This is a genomic window from Segatella asaccharophila (genome assembly GCF_054687055.1).
Genome location: NZ_BAACAN010000021.1, coordinates 22,614 through 42,291 on the forward strand (window position 1 = coordinate 22,614; position 19,678 = coordinate 42,291).

Consider the following 19,678-nt stretch of genomic DNA (forward strand, 5'->3'; position numbering starts at 1 on the left):
GGGAAGAGGATTGTCATTAATACCCCTCTTCCCTTCCGGAGATTTTGTGTTTATGAGCAGATTTCTGATGTGATGGATTGCATGGTTCCGTTACAGACCATCAACTTCTGTATTCCAATTATTAAAATTCGTGAAAACTTCATCTTTATCAAAAGTTTAAGTTACTTTTGTAACTTAAAGTATAATTTTGCAACAATGAGTCTAACAAGCATAATAAGACCATTATTTACGCCCCGCATGAAAGACTTGGAGAGGCATTACGGTAATCCTGAGGGATTGCAGCAGAATGTTCTTCGTCATTTGATTTCAAAAGGGCAGAACACGGAATATGGTATTAAGCATCTTCTTAATACAACCAATAATTATGAACAGTTTGTTCAAAATGTACCACTTAACTCTTATGATACCCTGAAGGGTGACATTGATCGTATGCGTCATGGAGAAAGTGATATACTGTGGCCAGGGGTAGTGAAATGGTATGCTAAATCATCTGGAACGACGAATGACAAAAGTAAGTTCATTCCAGTTTCTAATGATGGTTTACATCGGATCCATTATAAGGGTGGGGCAGATGTGGTGACACTCTATTTGCATCTTCATCCAAAGAGCCGTCTTTTCGACGGGCGAAGTCTGATCTTAGGAGGCAGTCATGCCTCCAACTATAATCTGCCAGGCAGTCTGGTGGGAGATTTGAGTGCAATTCTCATAGAAAATATTCATCCACTGGTCAATCTGTTTCGTGTTCCGAAAAAGGGGACTGCTTTACTGAGTGACTTTGAAGTGAAGCGTGACCGTATTGCCCGTGAGACCATTCATAAGAATGTAACGAATATCTCGGGAGTACCTTCCTGGATGCTATCTGTTTTAGTCCGTGTTATGGAACTTTCCGGGAAGAAACATCTGGAGGAGGTATGGCCGAACCTGGAGGTCTTCTTCCATGGGGGCATAGCGTTTACTCCTTATCGCAAACAGTATGAAGAGTTGATCACATCTCCCAAGATGAATTATATGGAAACCTATAATGCCAGTGAAGGTTTCTTTGGAATACAGAACGATCCCAGAGACCGTTCAATGCTTCTGATGCTTGATTATGATGAGTTTTATGAGTTTATTCCTATGGATGAATTTGGTAATGACCAGCCTACGGTCGTCCCTTTATGGGGAGTAGAAGTAGGGGTCAATTATGCCATGGTTATTACTACATCCTGTGGACTTTGGCGCTATACGATTGGTGATACAATACAATTTACGAGTAAGGATCCTTATAAATTTGTGATCACCGGTCGTACGAAGTATTTTATCAATGCTTTTGGTGAAGAGTTGATCATGGATAATGCAGAGAAGGGACTGGCCTATGCTTGTGAAAAAACCGGTACTCAGGTTTCTGAGTATACAGCTGCCCCTGTGTATATGGATAATAAAGCTCATTGCCGCCATCAGTGGCTGATAGAGTTTTCTAAGGAACCTTCAAATCTACAGGAGTTTGCGATGATCCTTGACAAGCGTCTTCAAGAGATCAACAGCGATTATGAGGCGAAGCGATTTCATGATATTACCCTTCAGCCTTTGGAAATCATCAAAGCCCGTCCTAATCTTTTCAATGACTGGCTGAAATCTAAGGGCAAACTCGGCGGGCAACATAAAGTACCCCGTTTGAGCAATAGCCGTAAGAATATGGATGAGCTTCTGGAGATGAATAAGGATTAGAATTGTTGGCACAAGAAGCATAAGCGGTAAAAAAGATATAAGATCATTTGGTTCATGTTAATATCCGAGTATCATCATCTAAGACAATCAGTCAGACGACAGTTATTTTCAATCTTCAGTTTGTTGTCTTTGTCTGTCCTCTCCTTTATGGTCAACAGCTGTGCAAGGATGGGACAGCCTGATGGGGGATGGTATGATGAGACTCCGCCTAAGGTCGTAGGTGCTCATCCGGCTGATGGAGCAGTCAATGTGAACACGAAGAAAATCAATATTTATTTCAGTGAGTTTATAAAGTTAGACAATGACCAGAGCAAGATCGTCGTCTCTCCTCCACAATTGGAAGCTCCTGAAATTAAGAGTGAAGGGAAAAGTATCCGGGTAACATTAGCTGATTCCTTGAAAGCGAATACTACCTATACAATTGATTTCAGTGATGCTATCAGTGATAATAACGAGGGGAACCCACTGGGCAACTATACCTATAGCTTTTCTACCGGTGATCATATTGATACGCTGCAGGTCGCAGGATATGTGTTGGATGCTGAGAATCTTGAACCCATTAAGGGTATACTGGTAGGACTATATCGTAACCTTGCGGATTCTGCATTTATCAAACTTCCTATGCTGCGTGTGAGCCGTACGGATAGCCGTGGAAGATTTGTTGTCAAAGGTGTTGCTCCGGGTTCTTATCGTGTCTATGCCTTGCAGGATGCTGACGGTGATTATAAATTCAGTCAGAAGAGTGAGAAAATTGCATTTTCTCATGAAATAATAGTTCCTTCCTGTAAACCCGATACGCGTCAGGATACCCTTTGGACGGATTCTTTGCATATTAAGGATATTACGCGTGTGCCTTATACTCATTTCCTGCCCGACCAACTGTGTTTCAGAGCTTTTACGGAAGAGACAACTGACCGTTATCTACTGAAGAGCCAGCGACAGAATGCTGATCATTTTGTCTTGTTCTTTAGTTATGGAAATCCCGAGCTTCCAAAAATAAAAGGATTGAATTTTAATGAGAAGAATGCCTTTATTGTAGAGCCTTCTGAGCGTCAGGATACGATCACTTACTGGCTTCGGGATTCGGCTCTTGTCAATCAGGATACCCTTCGTATGCAGGTCAACTATCTTGCGACAGATAGCTTAGGAAAACTCAAGAATAAGACAGATACGCTTGAGATCCTTTCCAAGGATCCGTATGCTAAACGGATGAAACGGGAGCAGCGGACTTATCAATCCTGGCAAAAACAACAGAAGAAATTAAAGGATAAGGGAGAACCTTATGATTTAGTCATGCCTAAAGCGGCAATGAGTGTAGAGGTTAATATCCCTTCAAATATGGCACCCGACCAGAATATCCTGTTCACTTTCCCTAAACCTTTGGCAAAGATGGATACTGCTGCGATTCATCTTTATGCCAAGCATGATACACTTTGGTATCGAGCGCCCTTTGAATTCAAGAAGATAAGAGACCGACAGTATAAATTGTTAGCTGGCTGGCGGCCCGGAATAGAGTACTCTTTGGAGGTCGATTCTGCGGCTTTTACGGATATTTATGGTGCTGTTTCAGGAAAATACAAACAAGGGATCAATATCCCTTCCGATGATCAGTTCAGTTCTTTGTTCGTTACCATAAACGGTATGACAGATTCCACGATAGTGGTACAACTTCTCAATCAGTCGGATAAGGTCGTCAAGGAGGTGAGCACGAAGAGTGGAACGGCTGAATTCTACTATATCGCCCCGGGGACTTATTATTTGCGGATGTTCGTTGACCGGAATAAAAACGGCCGTTGGGATACGGGTAATTATACTACTGACCTGCAGCCCGAACCTGTCTACTATTATCCGGAATCTGTTGAGTGTCGTGCTAAATGGGATGTCAGCCGGGACTGGAGTCCTTTAAGTCGCCCTCTCTACCAGCAGAAGCCCATGGCAATTACCAAGCAGAAACCGGATGCAGAACGGAAGATAAAGCATAGAAATGAGGAACGTGCCCGTAAACTCGGCATTCCGTATAATCCTCCGAAATCATAATTCTATTTTAAGTCGTAAATTTTTTAAAGGCAATGGTTATGAAAAAACTTAGATATTTTACTTTCTTAAGTCTGTTATGGGTGACCTTGTCAGTTTCTGCACAGTGTGGCTTTAGAAACACAGCATTTAAATCTGGTGAATTTCTGGTGTATAATATGTATTACAACTGGAAGTTTGTGTGGGTCAAAGCAGGGACGGCCAGTATGTATACCGTAGCCAGTCGTTATGACGGTCAGGAAGCTTATCGCAGCAGTCTGACGTGTAGAGGCAATCACCGGGTAGATGACCTTTATGTATTGCGGGATACCCTTTTATGCTATAACACTTTGGATTTAGCACCATTGTATTATCGCAAAGGTGCCCATGAAGGGAAAAGGTATACCGTAGATCAGGTGTTTTACTCTTATCCGGATGGCAAATGTCACGTCCGCCAGCATCGTCTCCATCATGATGGAAAGTCAGAATGGTCCAGTCATACTTATAATGATTGTGTCTATGATATGTTGAGCATCTATATGCGTGCCCGCAGTTTTAATCCTAAAGGCTGGAAAAAGGGGCATGTGATCCGGTTTCCGATCGTCGATGGAAACAGTCGCGATACAGCTGAATTGAAGTTTGATAGAATCGCAAACATAAAAGCGGATGATGGTCATGAATATCGTTGCCTTTGTTTAGCTTATCTTGAATGGGATAAGAACAAGGGAAGAATGGAACGTATCGTTGACTTTTATGTAACAGATGATCAAAATCATTTACCTGTGGTATTGGATATGTATCTTCGGTTTGGGCATGCAAAAGCCTACCTTGTAAGCATGAAGGGCATTCGGAATCCAATGTCTGCGCAGATCAGGTAATTGTATAATGAAATGAAGAATATCGGTTCAAATAATATGTTTTTTTTAACGATAAGAAAGATCATAGTCACTGGTTCTTACGACTATAGTCAATTGTGACCGATATGGTGCATTTTGCTTCTCAATGAGGATTCCGCCCGGAATTAGGCGTCAAGGTCAGAGACTTTAAGGCCTTAAAATCAGAATAGATACGGTAAAAAAAACAATGATGTTATTTGAGTTTCCTTATTCCTGGAACATAATAAGATGGTTAAAACCCAACTTTACAAATGATCCGGAATATCATTTACAATGCACACACACCAGGGAATAATACGATTCGCATTATTCCCATGGCGTGTGATCCGGTTTCCCGGCGCTCCTATTGAAGTTGGAGTAGAGGAACTTTTTGAAAGGTCAAGGACAGATGTTCAGCCTGTCCTGGGAACATAAGAAACGAAAATCATTTTCTGACATGTTTCCCCTTCTTTTTCTTTTCCCTTTCATCATTGTGTTTCTTCCTGTTTTTACCAGATTTCTTGTCAGCCTGCGTTTTCTCTGTTCTTGTCGCTTTTCCATCAGGACTTGTCCGGTCATTCAAAAGCAGAAAATCGAGTTGTTTCTTCTCCAGATTCGCTTGAGCAACTTGTATTCGGACCGGGTCGCCTAATTGATATTTATGGTGATGGTGTCTTCCAATCAGGCAGAAGTTCTTTTCATCAAAATCATAATAGTCATCATCCAGATCACGCATGGGTACCATACCTTCGCAGTGGTTTTCGTTTATTTCGGCATAGATGCCATAGCTGGTGATGCCACTGATCCGGGCATCATATTTTTCTCCCAGGTGTTCACCCATGAACTCGACCATTTTATATTTAATGGAATCCCGTTCTGCATTCTGAGCAATGATCTCCATATCCGAGCAGTGCTCACACAAGTCCTCATAATGTTTCTCGTTGGCACTGCGTCCGCCGTTGGCATAGCGGGTGAGCAGCCGGTGTACCATTACGTCCGGATAGCGCCGGATAGGTGAGGTAAAATGGGTATAATATTCAAATCCGAGACCGAAGTGGCCGATATTATGAACACTGTATTTAGCTTTCATCATGGCTCTCAGGGCGATGGTCTGAATCAGTTTTCCTTCCGGCTTATCTTCCACATCGTCCATCAATCTGTTTAGGCTACGTGCGGTAGCTCCCTTTGTACTGCTGCTCTTCATGCGGTAACCGAACTTTACCACGAAGTCTTTCAAGGTTTCAAATTTTGTAGGATCAGGATTGTCATGTATACGGTAAGGGAAAGTCTTGGCCTTTTTCCCTCTTGGCACTTTACCGACACTTTCCGCAACTGACCTGTTGGCCAGCAGCATAAACTCCTCTACAAGTTTATTGGCATCTTTCGAATGCTTGTAATAGCACCGGATCGGTTTTCCTGTTGCATCAACGTCAAAATGAAGTTCTTCCGTATCGAATTTTACAGAACCCTCCCTGAAACGTTTAGCCCGCAGTTTCTTGGCGAGTCGGTCAAGGGTGATCAGTTGTTCGGCATATTGTCCCTTATAACCTCCTGCAGGGGCTGATGGAGCCGGTTGGCCGGTGCCATCGATAATGCCGTTATCTTCGAGTAGCTGTTGTACCTCTTCATAGCAGTAGCGGCGGTTACTTTTGATGAGCGTATGAGCTATATGAAATTTCCGGATATTTGCTTCATCATCGAGTTCAAAGATGGCACTGTAGGTAAATTTTTCTTCATCCGGGCGCAATGAGCAGAGAAAATTGCAGAGTCTTTCCGGGAGCATAGGAATGGTGCGGTCTACCAGATATACGCTGGTAGAGCGTTTCCGAGCCTCCCGGTCGATAATATCTCCCTCCTTGACGAAATGAGAGACATCAGCGATATGGACGCCTACTTCATAGAGTCCGTCTTCAATTTTTCGGAACGACAAGGCATCGTCGAAATCCTTTGCATCTTTTGGATCAATGGTACATGTCCAGACGTTGCGGTAGTCTTCCCGTTCTTTCAGGTCCTGAGGAAGAATATCCCCGGAGATTTTGTCTGCTGCCTGTTCTACCGCTTTAGGATAGATGTAAGGTAGTCCATATTGTGCCAGGATGGAATTCATTTCTACATTATTATTGCCTGCAGGCCCCAGGACATCAAGGACCTCTCCGATAGGGTTTTTATGATTGGCATCCGGCCATTGGGTGATCTTAACGATAGCCTTATCGTTTGACCTGCCCTCTTTGAGTTTCCTTTTCGGAATGATAATATCATTCGTGAAGATGGTCTGAGGGGTGACGAGATAAGACAAGTCCTTGCCCACCTTCAGTTTTCCCACGAAAGTCTCTTTAGCCCGTTTTAGGATTTCGAGGACTTGTGCTTCCTTGATCCGGTTAGGACGGCGGGCCATGATAGAAACTTTTACCCGGTCATTTCCCATGGCAAAAAGAGAATTGCGCTCAGAGACAAAGACGGGTTCCTCACCACCATCAGGGATAAAAGAGTTTTTACCATTTGCCTTTCTGACAAAAGTGCCTTCCTGTACCTGACCATTTTGATTCAGTTTATAACTGGAATCATTTACCTTTGTGAGATAGTCATCATAGGATAAATTATCCATGGTATCAATGGCCAGCATTTTAAGAGGGTGAGTATTGAGTTTTAAGTCCTGGAATATTTCCTTTAAAGTGAAAGTCTGGCCCGGCTCACTGGAGAAAAAATTTTCCAGAAGTTCAACCATTTGTTTTTTCGACATTCTTTTGCCGCCTTTTTTGTTTTTTCCCATAGTAAGCGTGTTTTAATTTTTTGAGACAAGTGTTCGGTTCATGAAAACAAATGTCTTGTCATTTCAGAAATAAATGCTTTGAGGGTAAGAAGCAAATCGTCCTTTCTTTTGATATTACAAATAAACAAAATTATTTGCAAATAACTTTGTTTTGTTACGATATTTTCACATTAAATTTGTGTTTCACAACAATTTGAACTATCTTTGTCGCTAAATTTGTGTGTAGATGAAGATATTGATAACGGGTGCTTCAGGTTTTATCGGTAGTTTTATCGTTGAAGAGGCTTTGAATAGAAATATGGAAGTTTGGGCTGCTGTCAGAAAGACTACTAACCGGTGTTACTTGAAAGATTCACGTATTCATTTTATAGAACTTGATCTCTCTTCAGAAGAAAAACTGGAGAAGGAATTATGCGGGCATGATTTTGATTATGTCGTGCATGCTGCAGGTGTAACAAAAGCTTTGCGTGCTGAAACGTTCTATCGAGTGAATACAGAAGGCACGAAGCATCTTGTTCAGGCTATCCTGAACTTGAAAATGCCAGTCAGACGATTTGTCTATATGAGCAGTTTAAGTGTTTTCGGCGCAATGAAGGAACATCAACCTTATCAGGAAATAGAAGAGACTGACAGCCCGCAGCCGAACACGAATTATGGCAGAAGTAAGCTCGCTGCGGAGTGTTTCCTGGATTCTCTGGGAAATCGCCTTCCTTATGTTATCCTGCGTCCTACAGGAGTGTATGGACCGCGTGAAAAGGATTATTATCTGATGATGAAGAGCATCAGAGAGCACGTTGATTTTGCCGTTGGATTCAAGCGGCAGGATATTACGTTTATTTATGTAAGCGATGTCGTACAGGCTGTTTTCCTGGCCCTTGACCATGGAAAAACAGGAAGGAAATATTTCCTCAGTGACGGGAATGTTTATAATTCCCGTGATTTCAGTGATTATATTCATCAAGATCTGGGGAATAAATGGTGGATTCGGATTACAGCTCCGGTGTGGTTGTTGCATATCGTCACTTTCTTCGGAGAATATATGGGAAGGATAACCGGTCAACTTTCTGCACTGAATCATGATAAGTACCCGATCCTCAAGCAGCGTAATTGGCGGTGTGATATTCGGCCGGCTGTCCAGGAACTGGGCTTCGAACCGCATGTCCAGCTCCGGGAGGGGACCAGGCGTGCCATTGAGTGGTATAAGAAGAACGGGTGGTTATAAGAGGAAAGGATGTTTCCTTTCCTCTCAATAGACTAAGGTAAAAGCATTTTAAGGTAATGATGACCATAAAAGAAATGTTCAAGTTAGAGAAGAATCCTCGTAAAGGGTTGTTTCCGGTGGAATGGGCTACCCTTATCTATCTGGTCTTGACACTTTTGTGGGTATTGTTCGCTTATACGAAAATGGTGAATCCTTATTCCATGCTTTGGCTGCGGATCCGTATTGTGGTAACGACCTTTGCCTTGTGGGTAGTCTATCGCCTTTTACCTTGTCGTTTTACAGAGATGGTCCGTGTTCTCGTACAGATGCTGTTTCTGGCACAATGGTATCCGGACACTTATGAACTTAATCGTATATTACCCAATCTTGATTACTTCTTTGCCAGTTGGGAACAACTCATCTTTGGTTTTCAGCCCGCACTGGTCTTTGCTAAGCATCTGCCGTGGATGGTAGTGAGTGAACTGATGCACTTTGGCTATTTCATGTATTATCCCATGATTGCCATTGTCTGCTTTTACTATTATGTTACTGACTATAGTGAATTTGAGCGCTGTTGTTTTATTATTATAACAGCCTTTTTCATCTATTATGTCATCTTTGACTTCTTGCCGGTTGCCGGTCCAACTTATTATTATAATGTAATTGGGGAAGACAGTATTGCCAAAGGCATATTTCCTCATTTAGGTGATTATTTCAATACCCATACCGATTGCCTTCCATCTCCCGGTAATCCGAATGGCTTTTTCTATCGTCTGGTGGAAGATGCCCGTGCACAGGGAGAACGTCCGACGGCGGCTTTCCCCAGTTCACATGTCGGCATCAGTACCATCTGCATGCTGCTGATCCTCCATTTACGGAACAAGAGGTTCTTCTGGTGGATGTTTCCTGTATATGTCTTTCTCTGTATGGGGACCGTTTATATCCAGGCTCACTATATGATAGATGCCATAGCTGGATTCCTGACTGGAGTGACATTCTTCTTGATCTTGTTTTTTGCTACAAGACAGATGATCGCAAGGGATCGTACTACTTGAAAAAGGTAAAGCCAGATGGTTGTGGGACTACTTTGTCAATAACCGGATATTTTTTCGTACCTTTGTACACTTGATGGATATAAGATTGTAGGTACATTCAATAGGAATAGATAATGGAAAAAAAACTGTATATAGAAACTTATGGTTGTCAGATGAATGTGGCCGATAGTGAGGTGGTGGCTTCAATCATGAAGATGGCTGATTATGATATCTGTGATCATGAAGAGGATGCGGATGCAATTTTCCTCAATACTTGCAGTATACGTGAAAACGCAGAGAATAAGATTTATAACCGGCTGGATTCCCTGCATGCAGAACAGAAAAAGGGCAGGAAACTGATCCTTGGTGTTTTGGGTTGTATGGCTGAGCGTGTGAAGGATGATTTGATCCGGAATCATTATGCTAATCTGGTGTGTGGCCCGGATAGTTATCTGGACCTTCCGGATATGATTGCACAATGTGAACTGGGACATTCGGCTGAAAATGTCCAACTTTCAACTACGGAGACTTATCGTGATATAATGCCATTACGTATCGGCAGCAATCGTGTCAGTGGTTTCGTGAGTATCATGAGAGGCTGTAATAATTTTTGCCATTACTGTATTGTCCCTTATACGAGAGGACGCGAGAGAAGCCGTGATGTGGAGAGTATATTGAATGAAGTTCATGACTTGCGTGATAAGGGGTTCAAGGAGGTGACCTTGCTAGGCCAGAATGTAAACAGTTATGGACTTTCTCCGACGGGTAAGCGTGAAGATGGGAACACTTCTTTTGCCGAATTACTGGGGAAAGTAGCACATGCCGTGCCCGATATGCGCGTCCGCTTTACGACCTCAAATCCTGAAGATATGAGTGAGGACATTCTTCATGTTATGGCAGAGACCCCGAACCTCTGCAAGCATATTCATTTCCCCGTCCAGAGTGGGAGTAATAAGATCCTCAAGTTGATGAATCGCAAGTATACTCGTGAACAATATCTGGAAAAGGTGGAGGCTATCCGGAGAATTCTTCCCGGATGCGGACTTACCACGGATGTGTTCTTAGGCTATCATGATGAGACGGAGGAAGATTTTGAACAGACTCTCAGTTTGATGGAAGAAGTGAAATATGATTCTGCTTTCATGTTTAAATATTCGGAGCGCCCGGGAACTTTTGCTGCCAGGCATCTTCCTGATAATGTTCCTGAGGAGGAGAAGATCCGCCGGCTGGAGATTCTGATAAAGCTGCAAAATGAAATCAGTGCCCGACAGTATAAAAAGGACGTGGGAAAAACTTTTGAGGTACTGGTGGAAGGTTTTAGCAAAAGGTCAAGAGGCCAACTTTGCGGACGTACGGAGCAGAATAAGATGGTGGTTTTTGACCGTGATAATTGTCATGTCGGTGACTATGTGAAGGTAAGGATTACCGATTCAACTTCTGCCACCCTTTTGGGAAGGGTGTATTCTGAATCCGGGGATAGCAGCGGGAAGTGATTTAGAGTTTGATGGATAGACCGATACGTAGGACAAGGATCATCTCTCTGTTCGAATTTCAAGATGAGAATGTCCTAAAAGGATTTTTCTTCGTCCTATATGTATCCATCAGTTAAAGCAGTTGTATAAAAACTGAGAATCATTTTGTAGTTTTATATTTTTCTATTATATTTGCAACATCATGAAGGAATTCCTGCAAGTACTAAGGCGTTTTATACCTCCCTACAAGAAATATTTGGTATTGTCGATTGTGTTTAACATTCTCTCAGCAGTACTGAATATATTTTCATTTGCTGCCATTATCCCATTACTTCAGATCCTTTTCAAAACAGAAGGAGCTGTAAGGGCTACGGTACTTATGCCTTGGTCGCTCAGCAAAAAGGTTCTGACGAATAACATGAACTATCTCGTAGAGGAAATGGTGAAATATTTTGGCTCTTCTTCTACTTTACTGATCATCGGCCTGGCCCTGGCCTTTATGACTTTTCTGAAGACCTCTTCTTATTTTCTTTCTTCGGCCAGTATTATCCCTATCCGTACGGGTGTGGTCCGGGATATTCGTAATCAGATGTATAAGAAAATTACGGATTTATCCTTGAGCTTTTTCAGTGAGGAGCGTAAAGGAGACATCATTGCCCGCATGAGCGGTGATGTCCAGGAAATAGAGAACTCGATCATGTCTTCCCTTGACATGTTGTTTAAGAATCCTATTCTTATCCTGTTTTATTTTGCAACAATGCTTGTGGTCTCCTGGCAACTGACCCTTTTCACTATTGTCTTCGTTCCTATCTTTGGCTGGTTTATGGGATTTATAGGCAGGAAATTGAAAGCCCAGAGCATGAAGGCACAAGGACTCTGGAGTGATACAATGAGCCAGGTAGAAGAAACACTGGGCGGCTTGAGGATCATTAAGGCTTTCTGTGCAGAAGGCATCATGAACAAGCGTTTTAACCAGATTAATTCTGCCTATCGGAGTGATGTCATGAAGGTTAATATCCGTCAGCAGATGGCTCATCCGATGAGTGAATTCCTGGGTACGGTGATGATCGTTATCGTCCTTTGGTTTGGTGGTATGCTGGTCTTAAATTCCCAGACATTGAGTGGACCTGTTTTTATTTATTATCTCGTCATTCTCTATAGTATCATTAATCCGCTGAAAGACTTTTCCAAGGCGAGTTATAATATTCCTAAGGGACTTGCTTCCATGGAACGTGTGGATAAGATCCTGAAGGCAGAAATAGAGATTAAGGAAAAGAAGGATCCGGTCATCCTTCCATCCTTTGAGCACCAGATTGAGTTCCGCCATGTTTCTTTTGCCTATACGGATACGAAATCACAGGAACTGAGGTATGTCCTCAAGGACATCAATCTTATTATTCCTAAAGGTAAGACGGTGGCTCTGGTCGGGCAGAGTGGGAGTGGAAAGTCGACGATGGTTGACTTGATACCACGCTATTACGATGTTCAGAAAGGCGAAGTGCTGATAGATGGGGTGAACGTAAAGGATATGGGAGTGCATAATCTTCGTTCTTTTATCGGAAATGTCAATCAGGACGCCATCCTTTTCAATGATACTTTTAAGAATAATATCAAGTTTGGTTCTGAAAAAGCAACGGATGAGGCAGTGATAAAGGCTTCAAAGATCGCAAATGCATACGATTTTATCATGGAATCAGAAGATGGATTTGATACGAAGATTGGAGATCGTGGCTCGAGGCTTTCCGGAGGACAGCGTCAACGTGTCAGTATTGCCAGGGCGATTCTTAAAAATCCGCCTATATTGATCCTGGATGAGGCAACATCTGCACTGGATACAGAAAGTGAACGACTGGTTCAGGATGCTTTGGAGAAATTGATGAAAACACGTACGACCATCGCAGTCGCTCATAGACTCTCTACCATTAAAGATGCTGATGAAATTTGTGTATTGCATGAAGGGGTTATTGTAGAGCGGGGTACACATGATGAATTGATCAGAAAGAACGGCTACTACAAACGGCTCCACGATATGCAACAGGTGTAATAATTAAGTGGTTGTCTTTTCATACAATGCCAATGATACGGAAAGATTAAAGAAGAAAAACAAAAAAGAACAAGATATGATAATGACGAAGATCGTATATGGCTTTTTTTACCTGGTTTCACTACTCCCTTTCCGGGTGCTGTACGTTCTCTCTGACATCGAATATCTTATCGTATATGATCTGCTGAGATACCGCAGGAAAATTGTGCGGAAGAATCTGGTCACTTCTTTCCCTGAGAAGTCTGAGACAGAAATACTTCAAATAGAAAAGGGATTTTATCATTGGTTTTGTGATTATTTTTTTGAGGCCGTCAAACTTCTGAGTATTAGTGAAGAGCATCTGAAAAAACATTTTAAGGTTAATAATGTGGAGGAAGTTGAGGATTGCTTTGAAAATGGACAGAATGTAGCGGCAGTGCTGGGACATTACTGTAACTGGGAATGGCTCTCCTGTATGGGGCTTTACTTTCCTGATAACCGTGTAATGGGGCTCATCTATCACCCACTGGCTAACAGACCTTTTAATGAACTTTTCAAGAGAATTCGCTCTTCTTGCCGTAATGGTGTGGTTATTTCCAAGCAGCATATTCTCCGCAAACTTGTGGAGTATCACCAGAAGGGTTTGATGAGCCTTTTTGGATATATTTCTGATCAGGCTCCCAAATGGGAAAATATTCATCTGTGGCTGAATTTCATGCATCATGATACCGGTGTCTTTACCGGGGCAGAACGTATTATGAGAAAGGTGAATGATGCCGTTTTTTATGTGGAGATGAGCCGGCCAAGACGGGGATATTATACTGCTACTTTCAAATTGATTACAAAAGATCCCAATAGTCTTCCTGAGCATGAGATTACCTGCAGGTTCTTTGCCCTTTTGGAGAATACGATCCGTAAGGATCCCCGATATTATCTGTGGAGCCATAACCGGTGGAAGCGGTCTCATAATGAATTTAATCGCAGGTTTGAAGTGGTGAACGGAAAAGTGCTTGAGAAATCAGACTTTGACAGTTAGGTGTATTGAATAAAAAAGTAATATCATGAAGATACTTGTTATACGGTTTCGACAGATGGGGGATGCTATTCTTGCAACATGTCTTTTCAATACGATCAAGCGTAATGATCCTGGAGCGGATACTACTTACGTCCTGAATGAACGATTGGCCCCACTCTTTAAGGACCATCCCGCTATCGATCATCTCATCACCTTTTCTGAATCGGAAAATTATACTTTCTGGCGTTATTTGGAGAAAGTATGGCAGGTCGTCCATCAGAATCATTATGATGTTATCATTGATATGAGATCAACGGTCAAGAGTATGTTCTTCACAGTTTTTTCTCCTTCGACTAAATATCGTATCGGACTGAGAAAATGGTATACGCATTGTGCTTTTAATTATCTTTTTGACAGAGCCAGAAAGAACGAATGTACAATCGATCATGATCTGATGCTGCTGTCTCCTTTGAATTATACGGTTTGGGATCAAAGTTTTGCCCTTCCTGTTACGGTTAAAGAGAAGGATGATTTCCGGAATTATATGCTTCGTATGAAGATTCATTTCTCCAGACCGGTTGTTCTCATGGGAGTGACCTCAAAACTTCAGAATAAGACCTGGTCGCCTGAAGGGATGGCCTATATTGTCAGAAATCTGATCCAGGTTTATCCACAGGTCCAGATTATCTTTAATTATGCTCCCGGTAAGGAAGAGTGGGAGTCACGTCAGATTTATGAATTGTTAGATAGGGATCCCCATATTTTTATTAATATCCGGGCAAGTACCCCACGGCAGTTGGTCGCATTGTCTTCATGGATCACCTTATATTTTGGAAACGAGGGTGGAGCACGGCATATCGTGCATTCACAGGGTAAACCTTCTTTTGTGATTATGGCTCCTCAGAACAGCAAGAGAATGTGGCTGCCCAAGAATAATATACCGGCTGAAGGGATCAGTGTGGAGGATGTTGCTTCCGAGAATGAACTTGCAAAAATACCACTTGACCGGCAATATGCTTTAATCAAAAAAGAGACCGTATGGGAACGTTTTTTAGAATTTATCAATAAATACCATATTCTTTAAGGGTTTGAAGAGAATCGTAACCCCTTTTTGGGTAGAGGATGTGAACCTTGATTATATGTAAAATGAGAATTACGAAATTTTTAGTTAATCCTAAATATGCAGCACTGAAACCAATGATCATTCATCTCCTTTCCGTTTTCGAGAATGAGGGTGAGACGATCCATCGTAAACGGAACCTGATTAAGGTCTTTGATATGAATGGATTAAAGGTAAACGTGAAACGCTATCATATTCCTTCTTCGATCAACCGGTATGTTTACTCTTATGGCATCCGTAAACCTAAGGGACTGCGTGCATACGAGTATCCTGCTATTCTCCTGGACAGGAATATAGAAACGCCTGAACCGATAGCTTATATAGAGTATCGCAATCCTGCCGGATTGCTAGGCTATACCTACTTCCTGAGCGTCCAGTGTGATTATGAGCATACTCTTTATGAAGTTGGAAATGCGGAAAGGGGTACTTATGAGGAGTTAGCTAAACAGGTAGCACATTTTGCAGCGCAGATGCACTTGAGAGGGGTTCTGCACAAAGATTTTACCCCGGGGAATATTCTGTGGAAAGAGGATAACCAGGGTTATCACTTTTGTGTTGTTGATATTAACCGGATGTATTTTGGAAGGGTGAGTGCCAGGAAAGGACTGTTGAACTTGAAGAAACTTTGGGGTCCTAAGCTCTTTATTGAAATATTGGTTCGTGAATATGCCTGTGAACGGCATATTGATGAAAAATGGGCCTTATCTGTTGTCATGTCTGCCCGGGCACAATTCTGGAAAGAATATGGAAAGAGGCATGAAATCCCCTTTCAGCTGGAGATATGAGCGTTATGAAGAAATACTGACGTGGAATATCTGAAAAATTATATTGGTCTTATTGCGATTGTTTGAGTATTTTTTTATATCTTTGCGGTATTCAGATGGTCAGATGGTATTTTCATGGAAAAGCAGGTTCCTGATGATTCAGGTGAAAACTTTCTGATTTCAATAAGAGTTGATAATCTGTTTCGTATCTGTTGTGTGATGAATTTAGAGAGTTGATGGAGATCTGGCTTTATCAAGTGGCAAGTTCAGATCTGAATGTTGCGAATGGAAAATCGGTACAGGAGAATATAATGATGGCCATGAAATGTTAAAAGAATTAAAAAGACTTTATTTGGGAACAAGATATTAATGATCTGTCATTTAAATTTTAAAAGGTAATCCGTAATTATGCTAAATAGGCTTTGTTATATATCCCGCAATTATAGAGGTGTTACGAGTTCTGGAAGTAAGGCGAAGACTGACAATGAAATAACACTGCGTGAGATGGGGGCTCATAACCTTGGGCTGCCTTCTACTTATTATCGAAGTATGATTATTACTTTTTTTTTGGACTTATTGGGCATTGTCAAGTTAATGGTAACGATGAGATCAGATGATGTCCTGGTACTTCAGTATCCAGTAAAAAAATATTTTTCCTTTATTTGTAATCTTGCTCATTCGCGTGGAGTAAAAGTCGTGACCGTGATCCATGACCTGGGCAGTATGAGGCGTAAGAAGTTGACGGTAAATCAGGAGATACATCGTCTCATGCACAGTGACTATGTTATTGCATCTAACGAAGCAATGGCTTCCTGGCTTCGTGATCATGGATACAAGCATCCATTAAGGGCATTGGGACTCTTTGACTATCGTAGTAAGGCTTCCTCTGCTCCTCCGGAAGTGACCGATGTAGACCCGAAAGCCTTTACCCTTGTCTATGCCGGTAGTCTGGCCATGCGCAAAAACAGTTTTCTTCTTAAGATACAGCCTGAGATCAAAAACTACCAGCTTCAGATCTATGGTAACAAGGAAGGCCTTCCTGGGTTGAAAAGTTCTGGCCATTTGCATATTAATGGTTTTATGGATTCTGAAGATTTCATAAGCCATGTAAGGGGAGATTTCGGACTTGTCTGGGATGGTGATAGTTTAAATACGTGTAGCGGTTCTTTTGGGGAGTACCTTCGTTGGAACAGTCCTCATAAAGTATCATTTTATCTTCGGGCAGGATTGCCCATCATTGTCTGGAGGAAAGCGGCTGTGGCGCCCATTGTAGAGAAGGAGAAAATAGGTATTTGCATCGATCACCTGTCTGAGTTGAATGAGCTCCTTTCTGAGTTGTCTTCACAGAAGATGTTTCAGATGCGCAGGAATGTATACCGCATTAGTGAGAGACTTCGGAAGGGGGATTATTTGAGAACGGCGCTGGATGGTGTCTTAACCCTTTAGTCTTTAGAGAAGGGTAGTTCTTGCGGAGAAATATAGATAATGGTCTTTCTTTAAAGACTGATTTTTGAATCTTACATTTGGAGAAATCTATAAAAAAGAACCTTTAGAATTGGAAAGTCTTGTTGAATTGTTTTTTTTCATGCTATCCGGTCTTTATCTTAATAATTTTAAGTAAGTTTGCATCAGTAAAATGAAGACATGATGGTATCCTCTGCGAAGAAGGTGTAAAAGATATAAGTAAATATTGAAATGATAAGATTATCAAAGTCGGTTGTCGGAAAAGCAGAATCTGCTGCTGTAGCTCATGTCATCAATGATATTGGTTATCTGGGCATGGGTGAAGTTGTAGGACTCTTCGAGAAAGATCTGGAAAATTATATTGGCGGAGGCATGAAATGTATCTGTGTGAATAGTGGCACGGCTGCATTGCATCTCGCCATCCAGGCGGTCACAAACCCTGGGGACGAAGTGCTGGTGCCTTCCTTTACCTTTGTTGCTACCTATCAGGCGATCACAGCTGCAGGATGTAAACCGGTAAGTTGTGATATTGATTCTGAATCCCTTTTGCTGGATCTGAACGATGCAGAACACCGGATTACTCCTCGGACAAAAGTACTGTTACCCGTTTATTTTGCCAGTAATCTGACTTCTATGGATGAGTACCGGGAGTTTGCCCGCAAGCATCATCTCCGTCTGATAGAGGATGCAGCGCACGCCTTCGGCTGTCGTCATAATGGACAATTGACCGGTTCGACAGGTGATATCGTTTGTTTTAGTTTTGATGGCATCAAGAATATCACGTCAGGAGAAGGAGGGGCTGTCTTTACGGCAGATCCAAAGGTCATTGATGCAGTGAGTGATGCTCGTCTGCTGGGAGTCATGAAAGATTCTGAAAAACGTTATAAGGGACAGCGCAGCTATGTCTTTGATGTCGTCGCACAGGGGTATCGTTATCACATGAGTAATATATTTGCTGCTATCGGCCGTGTGCAACTCTCGCGCTTTGAAAAGGAGTTTGCGCCTAGAAGGCAGCATGTTGCCAAACTTTATACCCGTCTGCTTTGTCATAATGAAGATGTCCGCCTTATTCCCATGAATTACGATGAGATCGTACCGCATATCTTTCCGGTCCTGATCCTGAATGGAAAGCGCGACGAACTGATCAGACAACTTTCGGAACATGATATTCAGTATGGTATTCAATATCGTCCAAATCATCTTTTGACTTATTTTAAAACGGATTATTCGTTGCCGGTGACGGAAGAGGTCTATTCTAAAATCATTTCTCTTCCAATGCATCCAGAGTTGAGTGATGCTGATGTTGAATTGATCTGCTCTATTATCAATCAACTGTCATAAAGACAATAACGGCTTTACCTGTAAGAGATGGAATCAGAGAATATGAAAGTTAAAATGAATATTATCAAATAAAATCATCTTATCCATGAAAGTTGTGATCTTAGCAGGAGGATTCGGAACTCGTTTGTCGGAATACACGAAGTTGATTCCCAAACCGATGGTGGAGATAGGAGGGAAGCCTATTCTCTGGCATATCATGAAGCATTATTCGACCTATGGCTATAAGGATTTCATTATTGCATTAGGTTATAAGGGGGATGTGATCAAAAATTATTTCCTTCAATATTATACCTTAAGTAATGATTTTACGATTGATTTAAATGGAAATCATATCTCTTATATCAAAGAAAGACCGTTGGACTGGAAAGTGTCTCTCGTGGATACGGGTGAGAGATCAATGACGGGTGGCCGAATTCTCCGTCTGAAAGATCTGATAGGGAACGAAAACTTCATGCTTACATACGGTGATGCAGTGTCTAATGTTAATATTCGGGAACTCGTGGACCGGTATCATCAATCAGGAAAACTGGCTATGGTCACAGCTGTGCACCCTACAGCACGGTTTGGAGAGCTTTCGATTGACGAGAACAATATTGCTCATAGCTTTAAGGAGAAGCCTCAGGTGAATCAGGGTTGGATTAATGGGGGCTATTTTGTGCTGAGTCCGAGGATCTTCAATTATATACAGGACGATTCTACCGTTTTTGAAGGAGAACCTCTTGAATCTGTGGCCAGAGAGGGTGAATTGGCCGTGTATAAGCATGAGGGATTCTGGCAATGTATGGATACTGTCCGTGACCGGGATTATCTGAATCATTTATGGGATGAAGGGCATACTCCCTGGACACAACCTTATTCTTCTGAAAAATAGAATATTAA

At 42.0% G+C, this 19,678-nt stretch carries 14 protein-coding genes; 13 read left to right on the forward strand and 1 reads right to left on the reverse strand.

The window, feature by feature from the left end; genetic code table 11:
* The first annotated feature begins 195 nt into the window (after positions 1 to 195).
* The 3 genes from ACYRYG_RS10775 to ACYRYG_RS10785 are packed head-to-tail and all read left to right on the forward strand — an operon-like array spanning position 196 to position 4,598.
* Complete coding sequence (locus ACYRYG_RS10775; RefSeq protein WP_293417651.1) at positions 196 to 1,707, forward strand: GH3 auxin-responsive promoter family protein; 1,512 nt, start codon at positions 196 to 198, stop codon at positions 1,705 to 1,707.
* Positions 1,708 to 1,761: 54 nt separating this feature from the next.
* A complete protein-coding gene (locus tag ACYRYG_RS10780; RefSeq protein WP_460198138.1) occupies positions 1,762 to 3,744 on the forward strand; it encodes an Ig-like domain-containing protein in 1,983 nt (660 codons plus the stop codon).
* Between the two features lie 38 nt (positions 3,745 to 3,782).
* Entirely contained in the window at positions 3,783 to 4,598 is an 816-nt protein-coding gene (locus ACYRYG_RS10785; protein WP_293417658.1) for a DUF3108 domain-containing protein, read from the forward strand.
* A 442-nt stretch (positions 4,599 to 5,040) separates the two neighbouring features.
* Here the strand turns inward: ACYRYG_RS10785 and rnr are convergent, their stop codons facing one another.
* A complete protein-coding gene (gene rnr / locus ACYRYG_RS10790) occupies positions 5,041 to 7,365 on the reverse strand; it encodes a ribonuclease R (protein WP_460198139.1) in 2,325 nt (774 codons plus the stop codon).
* Between the two features lie 226 nt (positions 7,366 to 7,591).
* Here rnr and ACYRYG_RS10795 point away from each other — a divergent pair, with 226 nt between their 5' ends.
* The 10 genes from ACYRYG_RS10795 (at position 7,592) to rfbF (ending at position 19,670) form a co-directional block, all read left to right on the forward strand.
* Positions 7,592 to 8,587: an NAD-dependent epimerase/dehydratase family protein gene (locus tag ACYRYG_RS10795; protein WP_293417664.1), complete on the forward strand. Its 996-nt coding sequence runs from the start codon at positions 7,592 to 7,594 to the stop codon at positions 8,585 to 8,587.
* Positions 8,588 to 8,643: 56 nt separating this feature from the next.
* Positions 8,644 to 9,621 (forward strand): phosphatase PAP2 family protein, encoded by a 978-nt coding sequence (locus tag ACYRYG_RS10800; RefSeq protein WP_460198141.1) that lies wholly within the window; start codon positions 8,644 to 8,646, stop codon positions 9,619 to 9,621.
* 113 nt (positions 9,622 to 9,734) lie between these two features.
* Positions 9,735 to 11,093, forward strand: coding sequence for a tRNA (N6-isopentenyl adenosine(37)-C2)-methylthiotransferase MiaB (gene miaB / locus ACYRYG_RS10805; protein ID WP_293417667.1), 1,359 nt, complete (start codon positions 9,735 to 9,737; stop codon positions 11,091 to 11,093).
* Between the two features lie 181 nt (positions 11,094 to 11,274).
* Positions 11,275 to 13,116, forward strand: coding sequence for an ABC transporter ATP-binding protein (locus ACYRYG_RS10810; protein ID WP_293417671.1), 1,842 nt, complete (start codon positions 11,275 to 11,277; stop codon positions 13,114 to 13,116).
* Positions 13,117 to 13,192: 76 nt separating this feature from the next.
* Positions 13,193 to 14,131 carry a lysophospholipid acyltransferase family protein gene (locus tag ACYRYG_RS10815; RefSeq protein WP_460198142.1) on the forward strand — a complete coding sequence of 313 codons (939 nt, stop codon included), beginning with the start codon at positions 13,193 to 13,195 and terminating at the stop codon, positions 14,129 to 14,131.
* Positions 14,132 to 14,156: 25 nt separating this feature from the next.
* Positions 14,157 to 15,194 (forward strand): glycosyltransferase family 9 protein, encoded by a 1,038-nt coding sequence (locus tag ACYRYG_RS10820; RefSeq protein ID WP_293417677.1) that lies wholly within the window; start codon positions 14,157 to 14,159, stop codon positions 15,192 to 15,194.
* A 62-nt stretch (positions 15,195 to 15,256) separates the two neighbouring features.
* Positions 15,257 to 16,015 (forward strand): lipopolysaccharide kinase InaA family protein, encoded by a 759-nt coding sequence (locus tag ACYRYG_RS10825; protein WP_293417680.1) that lies wholly within the window; start codon positions 15,257 to 15,259, stop codon positions 16,013 to 16,015.
* 387 nt (positions 16,016 to 16,402) lie between these two features.
* On the forward strand, positions 16,403 to 17,440 hold the full coding sequence (locus ACYRYG_RS10830; protein WP_460198143.1) for a galactofuranosyltransferase: 1,038 nt from the start codon (positions 16,403 to 16,405) through the stop codon (positions 17,438 to 17,440).
* 249 nt (positions 17,441 to 17,689) lie between these two features.
* The gene (locus ACYRYG_RS10835; protein WP_293417686.1) at positions 17,690 to 18,799 is read left to right on the forward strand and encodes a DegT/DnrJ/EryC1/StrS family aminotransferase; all 1,110 of its coding nucleotides are present in this window, start codon (positions 17,690 to 17,692) and stop codon (positions 18,797 to 18,799) included.
* A gap of 85 nt (positions 18,800 to 18,884) precedes the next feature.
* Positions 18,885 to 19,670 carry a glucose-1-phosphate cytidylyltransferase gene (rfbF, locus tag ACYRYG_RS10840; RefSeq protein ID WP_293417689.1) on the forward strand — a complete coding sequence of 262 codons (786 nt, stop codon included), beginning with the start codon at positions 18,885 to 18,887 and terminating at the stop codon, positions 19,668 to 19,670.
* Positions 19,671 to 19,678: the final 8 nt, after the last annotated feature.